Source organism: Enterovibrio norvegicus DSM 15893, assembly GCF_900115495.1.
GTDB classification, from domain to species: domain Bacteria; phylum Pseudomonadota; class Gammaproteobacteria; order Enterobacterales; family Vibrionaceae; genus Enterovibrio; species Enterovibrio norvegicus.
The window spans coordinates 1-19,835 of the sequence record NZ_FOWR01000055.1 but is presented as its reverse complement, the minus strand read 5'-3'; the positions used below and the strand labels follow the sequence as shown (position 1 = coordinate 19,835).

General features: G+C 48.5%; 21 protein-coding genes. 13 read left to right on the top strand and 8 right to left on the bottom strand.

What is annotated here, in order from left to right; genetic code table 11:
* Positions 1-53: 53 nt before the first annotated feature.
* On the bottom strand, positions 54-515 hold the full coding sequence (locus BM082_RS22470; protein WP_017017415.1) for a DUF302 domain-containing protein: 462 nt from the start codon (positions 513-515) through the stop codon (positions 54-56).
* Between the two features lie 572 nt (positions 516-1,087).
* Between BM082_RS22470 and BM082_RS22465 the strand changes: the two genes are divergently transcribed.
* A complete protein-coding gene (locus BM082_RS22465; protein WP_074928712.1) occupies positions 1,088-2,632 on the top strand; it encodes a cytochrome-c peroxidase in 1,545 nt (514 codons plus the stop codon).
* Between the two features lie 251 nt (positions 2,633-2,883).
* On the opposite strand, the gene BM082_RS25130 is transcribed toward BM082_RS22465, so the two are convergent.
* The 4 genes from BM082_RS25130 to BM082_RS22450 form a co-directional block, all read right to left on the bottom strand.
* On the bottom strand, positions 2,884-3,054 hold the full coding sequence (locus BM082_RS25130; RefSeq protein ID WP_017008714.1) for a hypothetical protein: 171 nt from the start codon (positions 3,052-3,054) through the stop codon (positions 2,884-2,886).
* 358 nt (positions 3,055-3,412) lie between these two features.
* Complete coding sequence (locus BM082_RS22460; protein ID WP_017014975.1) at positions 3,413-4,069, bottom strand: c-type cytochrome; 657 nt, start codon at positions 4,067-4,069, stop codon at positions 3,413-3,415.
* A 14-nt stretch (positions 4,070-4,083) separates the two neighbouring features.
* Entirely contained in the window at positions 4,084-5,418 is a 1,335-nt protein-coding gene (locus BM082_RS22455) for a molybdopterin-dependent oxidoreductase (protein WP_017014974.1), read from the bottom strand.
* A 228-nt stretch (positions 5,419-5,646) separates the two neighbouring features.
* Positions 5,647-6,909, bottom strand: a complete 1,263-nt coding sequence (locus BM082_RS22450) for an amino acid deaminase (protein ID WP_074928710.1) — start codon at positions 6,907-6,909, stop codon at positions 5,647-5,649.
* Between the two features lie 183 nt (positions 6,910-7,092).
* Here BM082_RS22450 and BM082_RS22445 point away from each other — a divergent pair, with 183 nt between their 5' ends.
* Both BM082_RS22445 and BM082_RS22440 read left to right on the top strand, forming a co-directional pair.
* The gene (locus BM082_RS22445; protein WP_074928707.1) at positions 7,093-8,577 is read left to right on the top strand and encodes an N-acyl-D-amino-acid deacylase family protein; all 1,485 of its coding nucleotides are present in this window, start codon (positions 7,093-7,095) and stop codon (positions 8,575-8,577) included.
* Positions 8,578-8,673: 96 nt separating this feature from the next.
* On the top strand, positions 8,674-9,066 hold the full coding sequence (locus tag BM082_RS22440) for a RidA family protein (RefSeq protein WP_017008719.1): 393 nt from the start codon (positions 8,674-8,676) through the stop codon (positions 9,064-9,066).
* A 75-nt stretch (positions 9,067-9,141) separates the two neighbouring features.
* Here BM082_RS22440 and BM082_RS22435 read toward each other — a convergent pair whose 3' ends face one another.
* From BM082_RS22435 to BM082_RS22425, 3 genes are all read right to left on the bottom strand, one after another.
* Positions 9,142-10,065: a sterol desaturase family protein gene (locus tag BM082_RS22435; RefSeq protein ID WP_074928705.1), complete on the bottom strand. Its 924-nt coding sequence runs from the start codon at positions 10,063-10,065 to the stop codon at positions 9,142-9,144.
* Positions 10,066-10,189: 124 nt separating this feature from the next.
* A complete protein-coding gene (locus BM082_RS22430; protein ID WP_017008721.1) occupies positions 10,190-10,465 on the bottom strand; it encodes a VF530 family protein in 276 nt (91 codons plus the stop codon).
* Between the two features lie 153 nt (positions 10,466-10,618).
* Positions 10,619-10,960, bottom strand: a complete 342-nt coding sequence (locus BM082_RS22425; RefSeq protein WP_017008722.1) for a hypothetical protein — start codon at positions 10,958-10,960, stop codon at positions 10,619-10,621.
* Positions 10,961-11,223: 263 nt separating this feature from the next.
* Here BM082_RS22425 and BM082_RS22420 point away from each other — a divergent pair, with 263 nt between their 5' ends.
* The 10 genes from BM082_RS22420 (at position 11,224) to BM082_RS22375 (ending at position 19,500) form a co-directional block, all read left to right on the top strand.
* Positions 11,224-11,592, top strand: coding sequence for a hypothetical protein (locus BM082_RS22420; RefSeq protein WP_017008723.1), 369 nt, complete (start codon positions 11,224-11,226; stop codon positions 11,590-11,592).
* Between the two features lie 263 nt (positions 11,593-11,855).
* The gene (locus BM082_RS22415) at positions 11,856-12,629 is read left to right on the top strand and encodes a DUF3450 domain-containing protein (protein WP_017017422.1); all 774 of its coding nucleotides are present in this window, start codon (positions 11,856-11,858) and stop codon (positions 12,627-12,629) included.
* Positions 12,626-13,975: a MotA/TolQ/ExbB proton channel family protein gene (locus tag BM082_RS22410; protein WP_074928703.1), complete on the top strand. Its 1,350-nt coding sequence runs from the start codon at positions 12,626-12,628 to the stop codon at positions 13,973-13,975. Before BM082_RS22415 ends, BM082_RS22410 begins: the two co-directional genes overlap by 4 nt.
* Entirely contained in the window at positions 13,972-14,577 is a 606-nt protein-coding gene (locus BM082_RS22405) for a MotA/TolQ/ExbB proton channel family protein (RefSeq protein WP_074928700.1), read from the top strand. Before BM082_RS22410 ends, BM082_RS22405 begins: the two co-directional genes overlap by 4 nt.
* Positions 14,574-14,978, top strand: a complete 405-nt coding sequence (locus BM082_RS22400) for an ExbD/TolR family protein (protein WP_017014968.1) — start codon at positions 14,574-14,576, stop codon at positions 14,976-14,978. The genes BM082_RS22405 and BM082_RS22400 overlap by 4 nt, the downstream gene beginning before the upstream one ends.
* A complete protein-coding gene (locus tag BM082_RS22395) occupies positions 14,978-15,673 on the top strand; it encodes an energy transducer TonB (RefSeq protein ID WP_074928697.1) in 696 nt (231 codons plus the stop codon). The genes BM082_RS22400 and BM082_RS22395 overlap by 1 nt, the downstream gene beginning before the upstream one ends.
* Entirely contained in the window at positions 15,670-16,887 is a 1,218-nt protein-coding gene (locus BM082_RS22390; protein WP_074928695.1) for a tetratricopeptide repeat protein, read from the top strand. Before BM082_RS22395 ends, BM082_RS22390 begins: the two co-directional genes overlap by 4 nt.
* 216 nt (positions 16,888-17,103) lie before the next feature.
* Positions 17,104-17,652, top strand: coding sequence for a hypothetical protein (locus tag BM082_RS22385; protein WP_074928692.1), 549 nt, complete (start codon positions 17,104-17,106; stop codon positions 17,650-17,652).
* A gap of 202 nt (positions 17,653-17,854) precedes the next feature.
* Positions 17,855-18,313 (top strand): exoribonuclease R, encoded by a 459-nt coding sequence (locus BM082_RS22380; RefSeq protein WP_074928690.1) that lies wholly within the window; start codon positions 17,855-17,857, stop codon positions 18,311-18,313.
* 449 nt (positions 18,314-18,762) lie between these two features.
* Positions 18,763-19,500, top strand: coding sequence for a hypothetical protein (locus BM082_RS22375; RefSeq protein ID WP_074928688.1), 738 nt, complete (start codon positions 18,763-18,765; stop codon positions 19,498-19,500).
* The last annotated feature ends 335 nt before the right edge of the window (positions 19,501-19,835 follow it).

Genomic DNA, 19,835 nt, shown 5'->3' with positions numbered 1-19,835 from the left:
CCGAGCAAGCAGACTGAGTATCCGTGTTTACGGTAGCGACGTGTATTCTGGTTTTACTTTGAATCTTGTGTTGCCTGTTTAGCTAGTGAAACCAATGCTTTTTCAACCTTATCGATTGGTAAACCACATTCGGCAAGGTGGTGGCGCTCCACTAAGTAATCAGGGTTGTTGTACCCTAACCAAACATCACCGTCTTCATCTTCCCATATCAACGCTTTTTGCGGTAAATCGATCCCTGCCGTTTGGTTACACACCATCATGGGTGTGCCCACTTTCGGGTTTCCAAAAATCACCAATTGCGTAGGTCTAAGCGATAATCCTGCTTTCTTCGCCCCTTCACCATGATCGACGCGCGCCATCACCGTTAAGCCACGTACTTTCGCCGCTGCGATTAAACGGTCAGTGGTCACAGGGACATCAAATTGGCTTTTTACTTGAACCATTCCTTGATGAGCAAGGGCCGGCAGCGCGATAAAAGTGGCTGCGAGTGCAATAATTCTCAGTTTTATTCCCATAACAAAGCCCTTTTAAATGTGGAGGATTAATAGCATGTGCTGAGTGAGCAAGACGTTAAAACCTTGCAGAAAGCTTCGGTGGTGAATCACCTTTTGATAAACAGCACAACAATTGGGAAAGATACATGCCCTTATTTTAAGACTAGCAAAATAGTCAGGCTGTCACTGAAAAGCCCTTGGTAATAGGCAGATAGGAACGTTTGTCGCGTTATTGGCTATGGGCACTGTAATGCACAGTCACAGTACTAACTTGTAGCCAACGCTGTAAACCGACTGCACAGGGTCATCTTCTGGCGTCACGGCATTGAGCTTTTTCTCATGTCCTTACCCGGAATAGTCCTCCCTTTAGGAAGAGGGCGTATTTGCAGGGATCAATGAGGTTTGGCGGTTCAAAAGATGCTTCGATTTCCCATTCGCTAACATGTGATTAAGTGGAAAATTCATTTCTTTGAGAGAGCGTGTCTTCTTCAACAGGAATGGATAAGTTGCACATTTGTTTCACATTTCGCGGGCTATATATCTTTAAAATCAGCCTAGGTTAAGAAATCGCCATATCGAGTTGCGGGGAAATTATGTGCAATACGGATAAGAAAAAGAATACCAAATGGATACTGGTCTTCGGCTTATCTGTCGGCGTGTCTATTGGGTTACAGGGCTGTGGCGGCGGAGGGGATGGCGACAATACCAACATTACCTTGACGGAAGAGCAAGCAGCGCTGAACGCCATTGTTGAACGTTTAAATTTGGCGGTCAGCCCGACAGCAGGGCGAACAATTCCTGATATCAATGATCCGTTGGCAACACTCGGTCGAAAGCTGTTTTTCAGTGAAAGTTTGAGTGGCGATCTGGATGTTGCCTGTGCAAGTTGTCATCACCCTATGTTGGGTGGCGCGGATGCGCTCAGCCTTCCCGTCGGTGTTAATGCAACGCAACCTCAAGTACTTGGCGAGGGGCGTGTCGACGGCGATAATTTGCCAGATGTACCAAGAAACAGCCCGACCATTTTCAACATGGCACTTTGGGATACCGGTTTGTTCTGGGACTCCCGTGTTGAGAGCTCAGGGAAAGCGGCAGGGCAGAATGGGGCGGGTTCAACCATCAGTACACCCGATTCTGGTTTTGGCATTGCTGATGCTAATGCAGGTGACAATCTTGTGGTTGCACAAGCGCGTTTCCCTGTGACATCAGCAGAAGAAATGAAAGACACAACGTTCGAAAACGGATCAAATAATGACACCATTCGGGGCCATTTGGCTGCACGTGTTGGTGACTATGGCGCAGGTGAGAGAGAATTACTTACAAACCAATGGCTTGGTGCATTCCAAGCGGGGTTTAACAGTTCAGCAGATGCAATCACGCTAATCACCTACGACAATATTGCGATAGCCCTCGCCGAATACCAACGTTCAATGGTGTTTGTGAACTCCCCTTGGCAAAACTACCTTGATGGTGATACCACGGCTTTAACCGATCAACAGGTTGAAGGGGCGCTGTTGTTTTTCACTGATACAGCCCAAGGTGGCGCGGGGTGTGTAAATTGCCATAGTGGAAGCCTGTTCAGTGATGGTTTACATCACACCGTTGGTTTTCCGCAAATTGGGCCGGGGAAAAATTCAGGTAACGATGATGATTTTGGGCGCGAGTTAATTTCAGGTGATACTGATGATCGATATCGCTTTCGCACCCCATCACTTCTTAATATTGCAGTGACGGCACCTTATGGACATACAGGGGCTTATGGCAGTCTGGATAGGGTGTTGCGTCACTACAACAATCCACGAAACACCGTGAATAATTACTTTAATGATGATCGACTGTGCGATTTAGATCAGTTCGAGAACGTGAGTGGCTGCAATAGCCTCTACAACAATGCACGTTCGCACTCGATGGACGCTATTTCAAAACTGGAAGATGAACAAGATGATGGCACGTCACAACTGGATAACGTCAACATCAATGGGAATGAACGTGATCAGCTTGAAGCATTCTTGAATGCGTTGACGGATCCTTGTGTGCTTGATCGTTCCTGCATGATTGATTGGATTGCTGATGAAGTGGATGATAACCCGGATGATCAGGTGCTTATCGCGACAGATGAGTTTGGCGTGCCGCTATAACGAAAAAACCGATGTGAGACAGCTTTTAAAAGAGGCCTCACATCGGTTTTTGTCACCTAATTAGGTGAAGCGATCAAGCGTGATTTGTTACGCTTTTTTGATCGCCTTTTTGATTTTCTTCACTTTTGCTTTCGCTTTTTTCAGTGATTTTTTCAGTTCTTTTTTAGTCTTAGCCATGTTGATTCTCCTTTAGTGGCTGTTAGAGAAACTCAACGGTACAACTTACTCCGACAAGTTCATTTCGAGCGGGTCTAGGACCCGTTTTCCTTTAGAAACTGTTTGATGAATCGACGAATCTCGCGTGCGGCTGACGTATCAAGCTCTTCACACAGAGAAACGAATTCATCGCGCTGCTTGCCATTAATACGAATGATTAGCTGACTGTCTTTCTTGTTTTCTACGTTCTTTTTCTTGCTGCTCATCACGGGCACTTCATGTCATGCATTGCGTATACAATGTATATACATTTTTTCCCGAGGGACGAACAAGCAAGTAGCGAATCGCTGGGAGTTGCTTAAACAAAATCCCTACTGATTAATAACTCAATTACAGGAAGACGTGATGTTTCTTTAAAGTGTGAGTTTGTGAATTGTTGGGGAAGAGGCGAAAGGACAAGAAGAGAGAGGTTGTCCGCTCTGTGTTAGCGGATTTGGATGCGCGTCATAAAACGAAAGCATTGTCATTGAGAATGATCTCGCGCTATCAGATTGGTTAGAAAGAGAGGCGGAGCCATTTTGCGCCGCTGCTCCGCCTACAAGTGAGAACAAAATTCAGAATGTGTTATTCGCCATAATACGTGGCGAGGTAATCGAGAACGCGTTCATGATCCCCATCGTCGAGCCCATCCATGCCTTGTTCATCGACCATCCATTCCAAGGTTTCGTCCCAACTATCGCGACTGAGCCCTTGTTGCACAACCAGATGTAGCGAATGACACACAGAACAGGTAGAGGCAACGAGCGCCATGTTGTCATCCGGAGTAAGAATGCCTTCCCCCAATGCTTTCACAGGCATCGTTTCATCGCTGCTTTGCCAATTTGGCGGCGTCGGATTTTTTGTGGCGAGCCACGCAATGATGGCTGCGCGAGCACCGGGATCTTTTACACCGGGATACGCCATGTTCGTGCCTGGTGCGAAATCCGCGGGTGACGTTAAAAAGGCATCAAGGGATTCCGCATCCCATGTTTTCCCTTCAACACGGTTCGCTGAAAGGCCATCGCTGTAATTGAAGCCCGAAAACGCGGCGATTTCTCGATCCGCGAGTCCGTAAAGGGGAGGGCCCACAACCGTAATGCCATTAGGGTCTACCTGATGACAGGCTTTACACACGGCGGCTTGTTGTTCCCCTGCAGCAATCAAAGCATCATCTGCCGCGTTTACTACGAGGGGAGACAACAAGAAAGCAGCGCCGAACAACGACGCTGTGGTTGGTTTCATCAAAGCCATTCCATCTACCCTTTTACAACGAGTGCGATACGGTGAAAGCTGTTGTTGAGGTAGCCTTTCGGATTCCATGCAATCGCGAACGGTTGGCTTACACCTTGGTCATCGGTCGCTTTTGCCCACACTTCGTAATAACCGGCTTGTGGGAAAGTGACTTTCGATTCAAAGGTTTGCCATGCTCCTTCGTTAGCGGGATCGGAAAGATCGGCATCGATCCATGTTGCACCGAAATCATTCGAAAGCTGAACCTTGGAGACGTTGCGATCCCCAGACCACGCGTGACCGCGAACCAAGACTTCTTTGCCTGCCACTTCGCTGTTTGTTTGTGGCGAGGTGATCAGCGACTTCACGGGCATTCTTTCGATGATCACAAAATCGTCTTTATCGACTTTCTCACCGGGCGCAACGGGGCGGTTAGGCACACGATACGCTTTGCCTGTCATTTTCGGCCCATCATGCACTTGGTCTCTGACGGTGATTTTGGTGAGCCATTTCTGCGAACACGAACCCGGCCAACCTGGCACAACCAAGCGAAGCGGTGCGCCGTTCATGTCGTGCAATGCTTCGCCATTTTGTGCGAAGGCAATTAGATTTTCACCGCCCAAGGCCTTTTCTATCGGTACCCCACGAGAAATGGGCAGTTTGCCTTCCTTGCCCGAAAGGTGTTTATCCGCACTGTAGTGGGCGGTATACACCGCACCTTCTTGCACGCCAGCGGCTTTCAATACATCAGCCAAGCGCACGCCTGTCCAAGATGAACACGCAACAGCACCCAGGGTCCACTGATTGCCTTTGGCTTTCGGTTCAAAATACGCGCGGCCATTACCGCCACATTCCACGACCAATTGCTGCTCAACCACCTCGAAGTTCTTCTTGAGGTCTTCGATGGTGAGTGTCATGGGTTTATCGACTAAACCATCAATGGTCAGTGTCCATGTGTCAGCATCGACAGCAGTGGGCGGAATACCATTGTTGCGAATGAAATGTCGTGCCGTTGGCGTGACATCATCATTAAGCAGGTGAGGCGGCGTTTCAGCGTTTAATGGTCTGTCGTTAAGTACGATCAGACCATCTTTCCCTGCAATGGTGACATCATCGAGCCCTTCAGCAAAGGCGGCAGGTACCATGCCTGCTGGCATATTGCGATGAAAAGGTATCGCACCGCCAAGCACGGCTGCCATGGTCGCCAAGCCTGCACCTTTTAGAAATCCACGTCTGTCAGAATGACTTTTACGACCAAACACCGTTTCGTCTGCGGTTTCTGGGTGCTTGTTATAGAGATCGTAGATGCCTTCCGTTTGTTGCTCGTCCGTGTCTGAAGAATGTCCTTTCTTGTCCGACATGGTGCCTCCTACTTAATGGGCCAACTGAACTGTTTGGATCGTCATTCGGAAAATGTAAGCGGTTACATATTCGATGATAAAGTATAGGCACACCTTTGATTGGGTTTTAGGGCGACTTGCAGGGCATTCTTAGTAGCGGGACATGGATGCATGAATATGCAATGAAATATGAGAGGTAAGCGTGTTTTTTGGTCAATAAAAAACACGCTTTTCTGTGCGGGGTTTTGTTTAAAACTGGGTGGTCATCCATTCGCGAACGACACAGCTTTCATCGGACAACGCAATATAACGCCATTTATCGAAGGTCAAACAAGGGTGCGAAGTTGAGAACGTTAAGATGTCGCCGACTTGAAGGTCCGAATGTTCGGGCACGTCCATAAAGGTGTGTTGATCCATCACGGCGGTAGCGACAAGCCCACTAACATCAATGGCTTTGCCTTGCCTAAAGCCGCGCTCAGCAATGGGAAGACCGGCATCATAGGCGGCATCACGTTTTCCCAACCCAATCACCGCTTTGCCTTTTTCGGGAAGAGATATCACGTACGCCCAGACTTCCAGCGCGTTTTGCAGGTCCCCCTCGATTTGCGCAGCAATCCCTTGGCGTTGTTTGGCTCTCGCGTTTACTTTTTCTTGTGCGACGCGATAAATGCCGCTGTCGTGCGTGACATAACAGCCGGGGCGAATAACGGGCAACAAGTCAGCATACCGAGAGAAAACATCCGCAACGATGTCATACCATGCTGATCCAGCACCAGTGAGAATAGTGTCAGGCGTGTCTATTAGGCCCTCGTTGCTGAGTGACTGACAAAATTGCGCAGTGTCTTCGATAAAGGCACGGATGCGGTTTTCCATGTCATCGCCATGAATCACGCCTTCATACACTTCAACGCCGGCCAAAGCGACGCCTGGTAGTGCATGTATGTATCGGGCAAGTTCTGCCGCCGCTTCTGTGCCGCGAACGCCACAACGTCCACCTGATACGCCCAGTTCAACAAACACCTTCATGCGTTGGTTCTTTGCCGAAAAGAACGCTGATAGTTGTTCCACGTTCTGGCGAGAGTCGACGCTGCAATAAATATCGACCACATTCTCGCTTTGTAGTGCGGCAATCGATGCCATGTTGGCTTTGCCGACCAATTGATTCGCGATGATGATGTTCTTCGCCCCCATCGCCACTGCCACTTCAGCTTGAGCGGGCGTGGCGATGGTCATGCCCCATGCACCAGTTGCCAGTTGTTGCTTGAAAAGGGTGGGGGTCATGGAGGTTTTACCGTGTGGACAAAGCTTCACGCCATTTTTATCCGCGAAGGTTTGCATCCACGTCAGGTTGTTGGTTAACGCTGCTTGGGAAATCACGGCAGCAGGTAGGCTAATGTCTTCTTCAAGCAAGTTGTATTGCCCGCTGTCTTTCGGTTCTACCCAAACGCCTTTGGTGCCGATAGGCCAACCTTCTCGATAGGTATCTTGATAAGGGATAGCGTCGTTGCGCATTGGGTGAGTCATTCCTTTTCTCCTAGCCGTTGCCGTGATTAATCTGAAATCGCGAGTGATATCTATCTTACTTATTGTGCTCATTAAAAATTAACACAATGGGTGGTAGGTTTTTGCGTTGCTATTCAATGTTTGAACCTCACGCCGTTCATGCGAACGCTGCGTAAATAAAAGGAAAGCCCCTTGCTGGATACCTTGATTCAACATGTTTGTGTTGTCGATGGTTCAGGACGACCACGTTATGACGCCGATGTCGGGATTGTGGAAGATCGTATCGTTGTCATTCAAGCCAAAAGCGATGTTCAATCCGATGGCGCTCGTCAAGCCAATCGCCCCGAGCAAGCGAAGCAGGTTATTGATGGAAATGGCTGGGTGTTGGCGCCTGGGTTTATTGATGTGCATACCCACGACGACACCCATGTCATTCGTTTTCCTGCGTGCACACCCAAAATCAGCCAAGGGGTGACGACGGTGATTGTGGGCAACTGCGGCATCAGCGCGTCACCGGCTGTTTTGACGGCTTCGCCGCCCGATCCAATGAATCTGCTGGGCCAGCAAGACGACTTTGTGTATCCCGCGTTTTCCGATTACGTCGACGCCGTTGAGCGCACAACCCCTGCGGTGAATGTGGCTGCGCTGGTGGGGCATACCACGCTGCGTAACAACGTGATGGACGATATGTATCGTGCGGCTTCTGTCGAGGAAGTTGCCGCGATGAAACAAGCGCTCAGCGCAGCGTTGTCAGAAGGTGCGCTTGGGTTAAGCTCTGGTCTCGCTTACGCCAGTGCAAAAGAAGCACCGACAGCAGAATTGATGGCGCTCGTGGAAGAACTCGCCGCTTACAAGGGCATTTACACCACCCATTTACGCACGGAATTTGAAGGCATTCTTGATGCCATGGAAGAAGCTTTTCAAACCGGAAAGCATGGCAATGTGCCTGTGGTTGTGTCGCATTTGAAATGCGCGGGAGCTAAGAATTGGGGCCGAACCCATGATGTACTGGCATTGATGGAGCGCACCTCCGCGGCCCAAGATGTCAGCTGCGATTGCTATCCCTATTCTGCGAGTTCATCTACCCTCGATTTAGCGCAAGTCACCGACGCGTTCGAGATTAAGATTACGTGGTCGGAACGCATGCCTGAACATGCAAATAAGCGGCTTTCAGACATTGCCGCTGAGCTTGGCGTGTCTTTGCATGATGCGGCTCGTGCTCTGCAACCGGCAGGTGCGGTTTATCACTGTATGGACGAAGCCGATGTTGAGCGCGTGCTGCAACATCGGCTTACCGCGATTGGATCGGATGGGTTGCCAAATGATCCACATCCTCACCCGCGTTTGTGGGGCGCGTTTCCAAAGGTGCTTGGGCATTACTGCAGAGAGCGTGAGCTCTTTAGCCTTGAAGAAGCCGTTCATAAAATGACGGGCATGTCAGCGGCGCGATTCAATCTTCGAGATCGAGGCATTCTCCGAGAGGGTGCATATGCTGACCTCGTGCTGTTTGACCCAGATACCGTTGATGCCGCGGCGACCTTTGATTCCCCCATTCAAGTGGCAAAAGGCATCAAACAGGTTTGGGTGAATGGGCAAGCAAGTTGGTGCGAACCCAATACCGCAGTTACCCAAAACATCACCCGTGCGGGGCGTTTTTTAAAGCGAGGTTGTGTGTAAACAGCCTCTTCTCCCAAGCTCACTAAGGTACGTTCGACGAGGATGTGAAGGTTGCTTGGGAATACGTGCGAACACATTTTATAGGGAGTAAAAACAATGACAATTAAGCGCTATGGCGTTGAAGGTGGAAAGGGGACGGGTGGACAACATTTACCGTTCGCGCGTGCCGTTGAAGCAGGCGGTTTTCTGTATGTATCTGGTCAAACCCCCATGATAGATGGCGAAGTTGTCGAGGGTGGTATTGTTGATCAATCTCGCTTAGCGATACAAAACTGCGTCGATATCATGAAAGAAGCCGGATACGGATTGGAAGATGTGATCCACGTGAAAGTCGTGTTGACCGATTCGCGCTATTTTCAGTCGTTCAATAAGGTGTTTCAGTCATTTTTTGGCGAACACCCACCTGCACGAATTTGCATGGTTGCTGATCTGGTTGTCGATGTGAAAGTGGAAGTCGATGTGACTTGCTATCGAGAAGATCGCCGCTAAACAAGAGCCTGCTGACCAAACAATCATAACAACATTACGCCTCACACCACTTGGCCATCAGGAATGATGGCTTTTTTATTTCTCTGCTTTCTCTGCTTTCTCTGCTTTCTCTGCTTTCTCCAACAGATGCGCCCGCGAGCCATCGCGTTCCAACATTGCTGTATCACTAAACGCAGGTGAACCAAAGAGGTACTGCAGTCGCGTATTCATCGGCGTTGGTGTGCGGGAAAAAGCCAGCGTGATGAGCGTTTTCCATTGATGGAACGTTGCCACAAACGGGTTCCAACTGTGGATGGGTTTTGGAATGCCATAATCGATGTGAATATCGTCCCTTTCTTCTACATAGGTGCCAAAGCATTTGTCCCAAATGATTAGCACGCCCGCAAAATTGCGGTCTATATATTCTGGGTTTCTCGCGTGATGTACGCGGTGATGTGAAGGCGTATTGAAGATGTATTCAACCCAGCCAAGTTTGCCGACAATGCGCGTGTGAACAAAGAATTGGAACCCAAGGTTGAGTGCGACAACCAACACCACGAACGTAGGGTCAAACCCAATAAGCATCAATGGCGTCCAAAACAGCCACATGCCAGACAGTGGATAGGTCAGGCTTTGGCGAAAGGCAGTCGTGAAATTCATGTTCTCAGAACTGTGGTGTGCCACGTGTGAAGCCCAAAGCCAGTGAACATGGTGCGACGCGCGGTGGAACCAGTAATAGAAGAAATCTTGCAGCACAAACACGGCGAAAACGGTGATAGGCGTCAGGGTGATATCAAACAATCGGAATTGAAAGAGCCAGAGGAAGAAGGGCATGAGCAGCAAGGTGGCAATGACGTCCGCACCTTGATGAAGCCCAGCAAGGCTGAAGTTGCAGATCAATTCTTTGAGGGAGTAATCAGCTTGGTGACGGCGTTTTAGCGCGCGATATTCCAAGATCATGCAGATCAAAAATATCGGGGAGAGAAAAAGCAATGTCAGTGATTCTAAGCCTGAATCCATGTCGCCTCCATCTGTATTCCACATTGATATCCATAAAAACGGCTTGGATACAGATGACACTACATTACTGTAGGAGAAGCGACAAATTCAGTGCGGAAAAATGATACAGCGACAAACGTGCGGGTTAGGGTTTATTTATCTTTTCCATTGCGTTAGCCCACGGATCTGCAGGGGTTGCATCACCTGTGCAGAACGTGTCGAGGTAAAGGTTTTCAACTTGTTCCTTTGCCCAAGGCGTACGGCGCAAAAATTTCAGGCTCGATTTCACGGAAGGATCGTTTTTAAAGCAGTTAATGGCGATCAGTTTGCCAAGCTGCTGCCAGCCGTAATGGTCAGCTAGATCATTAACGATTTGTTCAAGCTTAACGCCGTGAAGTGGGTTATTAGGTTGCGCGTGCATAGTACTGCTCATCAATCATTGGAAACGGCTGCGACTCTGCCACAATGTGTGTCAGTGCGCAATAAAACGTGATCGAAGAGAGGGAGGGACATGTGATTTTCAAGGCAATAAAAAAGGAGCGAAACGCTCCTTTTTTTCAATTTCGGGCCAGAATTAACGACGCATAGAAAGCGTTTGGTCGCTGAACTGTGTCATGCGAAGGCGCGTTTTAATGTCTTCACATGCGCGTTGAACACTGAATGTCTCTTCGTTAGAAAGATGGAAAGACAAGGTGCTCGTGAAACGAATGTCCTCACACACATCAGCCAACCCAACAAGGTCGCTCAATTTGGCATCTGTCGGATCTTTGAGCATTTTTTCATGCTGCTTCTGGATCTGAATGGTATAGATTTTGCTCGAATAAGTGTAAGAGGAAAGTGTCATCGCGATCATGGCAATCAGTAAGATTGCAGAAACGAGGAAAAGTGGTTTTTTATTAGGCAAATCTTCAAACATGCGAACTTCTTATTGATTTAATTGTAGGTAACTCTCGAAACGAGTGTGAGTCTACTCTTCTAGGCATTCCCATCGCAAGCACCTTGCGTTTCATTTCTCGTTCTTTTTGAGATGCTAATCCCAAAATATGCACTTAGATGTGTATTAACGACGGTCGCGATTCGCAACCTTTGAATTATTAGGTTGTTGCACACTTTTTTCTGGCGACATTTGCATATGGTTAAGTATAATGAGAATCAATATCAATAAAGGCCTGTTTAATTATGTGCCAAGTTCTGATGATCGAACGTGTTGCTTCGCTGTGTGGTTGGGTTAAAACCACGTTTGCCCAGCACGGTTGTAAAGTAACAAGAGTACTGCATCTGAATCAGGCGGAAATTGCACTTAAACAGTGTCATTTTGATTTGGTGCTGATTGCATCGGAGAACTCAGAACTGTGTTTGCCTGATATAAAGGTGCTTCGTCATCAAACCGTGGCGCCTATGATTGCTCTGCTGCCTCCGGAATCTGAGTTTGATGATGTTTCTTTATATCAATGTGGTGTCGATAAGTGCCTGTCTAACAGCATCGACCGCATGTCACTTTGGGAAGCGGCGCAAAGCGTGTTGAGCGAATCCGCTGAAGTGAAATAGACATTGAAAAGCACGAGATAAGAAAGGACTGAACACCTGCGACGGAACGCGCTTGTCTTTGGCATGGCGACAAATCGTTGGAGTAAACCTCAGCGAATGAGAAAGCATGATAGGCGAGGGCGTGTGTTGGAATGGACGACGGCCTCTGAATTTACGCAGCTTGTTCTTGTTGAGGAATAACAATCGTCACTTATGCAATATAGCGCGGTATACTTGGCGAGTTTTTGTTACGCGCAACCATTTACCCAGAGACTAGCACGACCATGACAATCAACCTGCGTATGGCATCACTTGTATTGATGACCTTGCCTTTTTCTCTTCATGCCAGCGAGCTTGATACGGCGACTGCCATTGAAGCGCAAACGACAAAATCTGCTGCGGCTTCTCAACAACGTATTGATACCAGCGCCATCACGTCGCTTCAACTCAAAGCGGACATTGCGCAACGCCAACAAGAAATTGAAAACCTCACCTTGTATCGCAATCACCTTCAAGCACTGGTCGCAGACCAAAACAATGAAGTGGGTAGCCTGAATCAACAAATCACAGACATAAAAGAGACCCGCAAAGGCGTGGTACCGCTTATGTATCGCATGATTGATGATTTGCAGACCTGGATTGAGCAAGATTTGCCGATCAAATCGGAAACCCGAATGGCGCGCGTTGAAACACTTAAAGCCATGATGGGGCGTGCCGATGTTGCGGACGCTGAAAAGTTTCGACAGATCCTTGAAGCCTATTTGGTGGAGTTAGCTTACGGCGGCAAAATGGGCCTGTACCAAGAAACGTTAAACATTGAAGGACAGCAACGTGATGTTGATGTGCTGCACCTTGGCCGTTTATCGTTGGTCGCGCGTAGCCTTAATGGTGAAACCTTTTGGTATTTCGATGCGCCATCCTCGTCTTGGACGGCGGTGGATGCCAGTCAAAACGAAGATTTGACCTTTGCCTTTAAGGTTGCCAATCAAAGCGTTGCGCCAACACTACTGACATTGCCGCTTTCTGTGTCGCCTTCTCATGCGGAGGCACAACAATGAGCCGAATGAAACGCACACTCATCGCTGCGCTGTCTGTCAGTGCGCTTCTCTCTCCCTTGCCCGCATTGAGCGACTTGGTGACCGACACTAACCTTGCTCAGCATCAATCGAATGCGCACAACGCTACTCGCGAAGCGGGGTTTGAAGACACCGAGCAGAGCTTGAAAGCGCAATTGGCCGCGTTGGATGCACAACATGCTGCGCTAGAAATTGAAACACAAACCCTGAGCGATACCTTTAGCGACAACGAACAGTATTTAGCCGAGCTTGATGAATCCCTTCGCTTGGAAACTGGCACATTGGGTGAGCTTTTCGGCGTGCTTCGTCAATCTAGCCGCGAGCTGAAAAACGAACGTGTTGATGCGCCCGCTGCCATTGACCAGTCTGACTATGATGCGGCGCTTGATCTGATTTTGGATGCGAAGACCTTACCGTCACTGTCTGCCCTGAATACCGTTTGGCACGGTATGCAAGCAGAGCTAGAAAACGGACACGTGATTGCGCCATTGACGCTGAATGTGCGCGATGCCGAAGGCGTAGTTACTGAACGTAACGTCACACGCTTAGGTAACATTGGGTTGGTGGATCAACACGGCTACCTTGGTTGGAACAGTGCGAAGCAACAAGCTAACCTGTTGCCTGTTCAACCTAAACATGGCCTAACGTCGAACTCGTTAGCACAAGCTAATTCGGGTGACAGCGTGATCCTCGATCCGACCCGTACCGAATTACTCCAACAATTGGCCTTTACCCCAACCTTGAGCGAACGATTTGAGCAGGGCGGTCTCGTCGGGAAAATCATCGCCGTGTTGCTGTTTGTTGGCCTTGCGATCAGTGCGGTTCGCGGTGTGTCTTTGTTCCGCGCCCGTGTGGCGATTCGCAAGCAAATGAAACACCCAGAAACAGCGGGTGATAACCCACTTGGACGCATTCTGTCTGTGTATCAACAAGCACCGAACCGTTCACTGGATGCGCTTGAGCTTCACTTGCTTGAAGCCATTGTCGATGAACAACAGGGCTTTGAAAAAGGTCTCTCAATGCTCAAGTTGCTTGCGGCCCTCGCGCCTATGCTGGGTCTGCTGGGGACAGTGACGGGTATGATTGAAACCTTCCAAGTGATCACACAATTCGGTAACGGCGACCCAACCGTGATGGCGGGGGGTATTTCCATGGCGCTTATCACTACGGTGCTTGGCCTTGTTGCGGCGATGCCATTGTTACTGGCGCATAACGTGTTGAGCACGCAAGCGGAAACCTTGCGCGGCACGCTAGAGAAAGTTGGCATTAGCTTGGTGGCGCAGCAGTCTGATCTGTCGGATAACACGGTGACCAAGGCAATCGCATGACCGAGCTAGGCACCGAACTGAGTAACGAACTAGCAACAGTGGCTTCTCAACCTCGCGCGGCTGGCCTGCTCGATGGGCAATTGCTTGAACAGGGTTGGCAATCGCTCTCTCTGTTTATGCAGCAGGGTGGCCCCATACTTTGGGGTTTGGCGCTGGTCGGTGCCGCGAGTTGGTTGGTGGTGATCGAACGGCTGATTTACGTATTCAGTGTGTTCCCGAAACAGGAAAAGCACTGGATTGAACAGTGGCGTCAGCGCAAAGGTCAACGCGAATGGGCATCACGCGCCATTCGAGATGGTTGGCTTTTTGAGGCGCATGTGTCGCTTCACCGCAACCTCAACTTGCTCAAAGCACTGGTTTCACTGTGTCCCATGTTGGGGCTATTGGGCACCGTCACCGGCATGATCACTGTGTTTGATGTGATGGCCGTGCAAGGGACGGGAGAGCCACGCTTAATGGCGGCGGGCATTTCAATGGCAACCCTTCCAACGATGGCGGGCATGGTTGTGGCGCTTGCGGGCATGTTCGCGCAAGCCCGAATTTCTAAAATTTGTGAGCGCCGTGAAGCGTCGCTGACGAAAGCATTAAGGAGTCGCTCGTGAGGTTTCAGCGTGCGCAAAAAAATCGTGAAGATGCTCAAATTGATCTCACGTCGATGCTCGACATCGTCTTTATCATGCTGATTTTCTTTATCGTAACGAGCTCGTTTGTGCGTGAATCTGGTGTGGATGTAAACCGTCCTTCTGCCAGCAATGCTTCTGCTAAAGCCAGCGCCGGTATTTTCGTGGCGATCACCGCCAACAATGACATTTATATTGATCAGCGTGTCATTGATGCAGAACGTGTCGAAGCAACGCTAGAGCGCCTGCTGATAGATCAACCCGAAGCGTCTTTAGTGATTCAAGCCGACGAGCACGCCTATAATGGCACCGTGGTCACGGTGATTGATGCAGCGAAAGGCGCGGGTATTTCCAATATCGCGTTGGCGGCGGAGCAGCCGTAATGTCACGTTGGGTTATTGCACTGCCATTGGCGATTGCGTGTGTATCGGGCCTGTTTTTATTGATGGCAGCCATGGTGACACCGACAACGTTTAAGGACGATGAAAACAAAGGCGGCATGGCGTTTGATTTGGTGATGCAAGAGCCTGAGATGGAACTGAATCGACGCCAGCGCGACGTACCGCCTAAGCCGGATGAGCCGCAAGAGCCTATGTCTCAGCCTGCGCAAGCAGCAGCGCCTCAAACGCAGACACAGACCTTGTCTTCTCCGCTCCCTCAGTTATCGTTTGATATGCAGGTAGAAGGGATCAGCATTTCAGCGCCAACGTTTGAGCAGCCTGTGGTGGCGGAAAGTGCGGTGGGAGAGATTGCCGATGTCAGTCTTGCTGCGCCGATAGCATCAGATTTGGAAGGCACGTCGAATCAACAAGCCATGCCAATGTATCGATCAGAGCCGAGCTACCCTGCGAAGGCGCTGCGTCGAAGCATTGAAGGGTTTGTGGTGATCCGTTTTACCATTGATGAAACCGGGCGTCCGCAAGATTTAGAAGTGGTGGAAGCCTCGCCGAAGCGCGTTTTTGAACGCGATGCCATGCGCGCCCTAAAGCGTTGGAAATACCAACCAAAACGTCTTGACGGTAAAGCCATCAAGCAACCGAATCAAACAGCAAAAATAGAGTTTAAGTTAGCCAAATGATGTGTCATCGCACCTTCTCATTATCGAACGCCATTCGCGGCATGTGTCTCGCTATCCTGCTATTTTCAGCGCCGTCGTTTGCTGCACAGTTGTCGCAAGGCACTGTGCTGAAAGTTCAGAAAGCGTTCGCGTTTCAAGAGAAGGAAGCGTGGCGTGATGCCATTGCAGTACTGCGAGAAATAGAGACCAAGAAAGCCTACGATCGCGCTTACGTTGATCGCATGCTGGGTGTGCTGTATTGGCAAACAGACGATGTGAACAGCGCGATGCGTTTTCTAGAGAAAGCGGTCAAAAGCGATGCGTTGTCGGGTGACGAAATGCGTTCAGCACAACGCATGCTTGCGGATTTGTACTTGTCTAATGGCAACTATAAATCCGCCGCATCGCTGTATTCACAGCTGGTAAAAACCGCCAAAGACAAAAAAGAGTCAGCAGAGCTGTGGTTGCGTTTGGCTCAAGCGAATTATCAACGTAAAGCGTGGAAAAGTACGCTGACCGCTATCAACAAACACCTTGCCTTGACCTCGCCGGATACGGTGTCAGCACTTTCAATCAAGCTGGGCGCAGAACTTCAATTGTCCCGCTGGAAGCGTGCAAATAACACCCTGGAACACCTCATTGCCCTTGAGCCCAATAAAAAGGTGTGGTGGATACAACGCGCAGGCAACTACCAACGTTTAGAACAGCCAGAGAACATGTTGAGTACGCTACTGCTCGCGCAACGTGAAGGCATTGAACTGACCACGTCAGAGCAAAGAACCATCGCGCAGTTATATGCGCAAAAAGGCGTGCCGGAAAAAGCCGCGTTAGTGTTAGACAGCTTACCCGCCTCAGAACAAGATGCAGTGACCCTGTCGCAAAGTGCTTCATACTGGCAGCATGCCAAAGAGTGGGAGAACGCCATCTCAGTATGGAAGAAAGCCGCAAAAGCCGATAACACGTACCGCTGGCAACTGGCGCAGCTTCAACTTCAACAAGGGCTTTATGTAGAAGCACTGTCTAGCTTGAACAAAGTGACATCGCCTGAGAAAAAAGCCTCGGTAGAAATGTTACGCGCAACGGCGTATGACAAACTGGAACAGGCCGACAATGCTTTGCTTCATGCCAAGCGTGCGTACGATCTTCTCCCATCGTCGAAGAGCGAAAGCTGGGTAAACTACCTGACCCAGAAACGAAAAATGGCCAAGGTTTCAGCACCCCCTCAAGTGCACTAAATACGCAGTAACATTTATTGTGTCGTTCTCCTTTTTTATTAGTTGATAATCGCGTCAATACCGCCGTATTATCCTTGCCTAATCTTACAAGAACCCCACTTTTACTGGGTTGTTAGGTGAATACTCGGCCATCAGAGAAGAGCTCCTTCTGAGCCGGTTAAGGAAAACACGCGAAAGGGCACATCGCCCACTCGTATTATCAAGAGAACACGCTGAATGACGCTAGACCTGATCACCGACATCCTTGGTTGGACATCGGTTGCCTTCTATATTTCTATCACCATCTTCAACACCATGAAGTTCACCCGTTTTGCTGCGTTTGGCTCTGCCGCCAATGACACCTTGTGGGCATTCTTAATGGGCTGGTGGCCTAAAGTCATTCTTAACCTTTCTGTTGCCTCTTTGAACACCTACCGGTACGCGAAGGATTTCACCTCTGCGCCTAAGTCGGTGATCATGGGATTGGGCGGCGTGATGGCGGCGGGTATTCTTTATATCGTCAATGTTGCAGTATCAGGCTTCATTGCTGATCCTACCTTGGCGGTGGCGCTTCAATTTGCCGATCTAGGTGTGATTCTGGCAGCGCTGTACATGACCACCTTGACGAACTACCGCAAGCTGATGCTACTTTCAGGCTTCATCGGTATGGCGGCTTACTATGGCAACGACCAAATGATGATCATCAAAGCGCTGGTCATCGGCATCATGACCTACAAGCTGCTTTTCGATAAGTCACAGAATGTTGAAACGGCGAACGCTGCGTAAAAACAACGTGGCTTCGACGAGAGAAAACACAAAAACGGCACTGCTCGCAGTGCCGTTTTTTTATGGGTGGGTTTGGGATAGAGAGCACACCTGATACCGCAGTGCTGTTTAATGTTTTGATGAGTGTGTATTAACAGTGGCAAATACCACCTCAGCATTTAGAATACGCCCATTGAAATTTACTTCGAATTAGAGTGACCTTATGCTTCGTGATTACACCTTTGAATGTCTCGTAACCATGCCTCGCCATGAACTGGAAGAGTTTAGTGCTCGAATCATAAGCAAAATGGTGCCAGAAGACGTGATGAGTGAGATTTTCACGTTTGAGCAAGAGGAGATAGACAGCGAAGAGCGTTTGTTGTCAGCACGTCTTGACACCATGCTACGCATGACGGCGATTGCACTGAATGAAACGCAACAAGCGTTTGATGACTCAGAAAACGCCAAGCAAAACAGCGAAAGGATGACGCGATTAATCCTTTGGCATTTCTACGCGATTTCGTTTCGCTTGGAACAAGCCATTTCCCTTGAAACCCATTGCCAACACGTTGAAGCATTGCTGAAAAACGCACCAACGGATGTGTTTGCATGGGTCAAAACCCTCACTGAACTGCTTCACACCTATGCGGAAATCAGCGAGAAGCAAAACCCACAAGGGTGAGCAAAACCGCTGGGGTAATTCCCTTAGAGCTTGTAGAAACGGCACTGTTATCAGTGCTGTTTTTTATGTCTTGGGAAGAGGAGATATTGGTATCTTTATAAATTATTTTTGCCCCTTTTTCATTTATGAATATTTTTCACTTATCGCGCAGAACACAAATTATCCATTATTTAAACTAATCTTTTTGATTTAAAAAATTTACCCTATGCATGCTGGTAGTTAATGGCCGATTAATCAATAACCAATCAGCTTTCCATACGAACGAAATCAAACTGCTTTTATGCGCTATGTGGTACATTTCTACGAGATTTTTATGATAGCGTTGGTGTGTTAAGTACCGATGAGAGAAGGGCGGTAGCGTAAGTAAGGCGTGTAAAAAATCTCGAAGTGGGTGTTTAATTACCCCTCTTTGGGATCTAATAATTTGTTAGCTATTTCGGAGGATTCAGTTGAAACATGAAGTTTTTCAAAAGCAGTATGACTTTGAGCTAGAGCAGAGAAATGGCCTCGCGTCAGCCACCAATACGCCTATTGTGGCTTTAACGATATTGGGTGGAGCATTAGCGAGTATCATAACTGGATTTAAGTATTCTCAAGGTTGGATTACATACATATTTTTAGTTTTTGTAACTCTTACTTGCATCAGCATGCTTGTCTGTATATACAAAATTGTTCGAACATTTCTTGGTTACTCATATCAAAAAATCCCGGGTGCAAATTTATTAAAACAACATTTGCAAGACTTAAAGGACTGGCATTCAACCAATGGAGGTTCGGACAACGATGCACAAAAAGATTTCGATGAATACTTTAACGAAAGGTTATCTGAAGCTGCGGAGCTCAATAGCCAAAACAATATAAAAAGAGGGAATTACCTACACGATGCTACTGCATCGGTGGTAATAGCATTTATATTCCTGTTTATTGCATCACCGTTTTATATATATCAAAAAGTTAGTGCACAAGAAAATATTTACCAAGTCAAATTGATTAAAGAGGAAGTTACAATGTCAGAAAATGAATCAGGAAGTAACAATCAAACGCAACAAGCAGCGCCAGCTGCTGCTCCAGCTCAAACGCCAACGGCTGCACCAAAACCATCAGGTCCTCAAAATGTTATTTTCAAGGGAAATTCAGACGAAGGTTCAGTAAAAGCAACTGATAACTTGAAATCAAAAAATAGCTAACAAATAAGAATAAGTGTCGCGCAGCCGACACTTTATTCGGGTGTTGAACAAGCCCGACGCCTCTTTATTGAGTAAATTGCTCGGATGAGCAGAAGATGGATCTATGCCCGTCACTTTTGTTAGGACGAGCACAGCCAAGAAGTGAGCTGATAGCCACTCACTTCAAGATGTTACGTTAACGATGTGTTTTTTTGTCGGTCAGTCCTCCTGTGTTTACATGAATGCCATTCTCCTTATTCTGTTCGCCTTTCGGCTACCTCGGTCGCGAGACGCCCACGCAGACCATCAAGTGCTCACCACAGTGTGGACAACGTCTTGTTACTGGCTTGTTTATC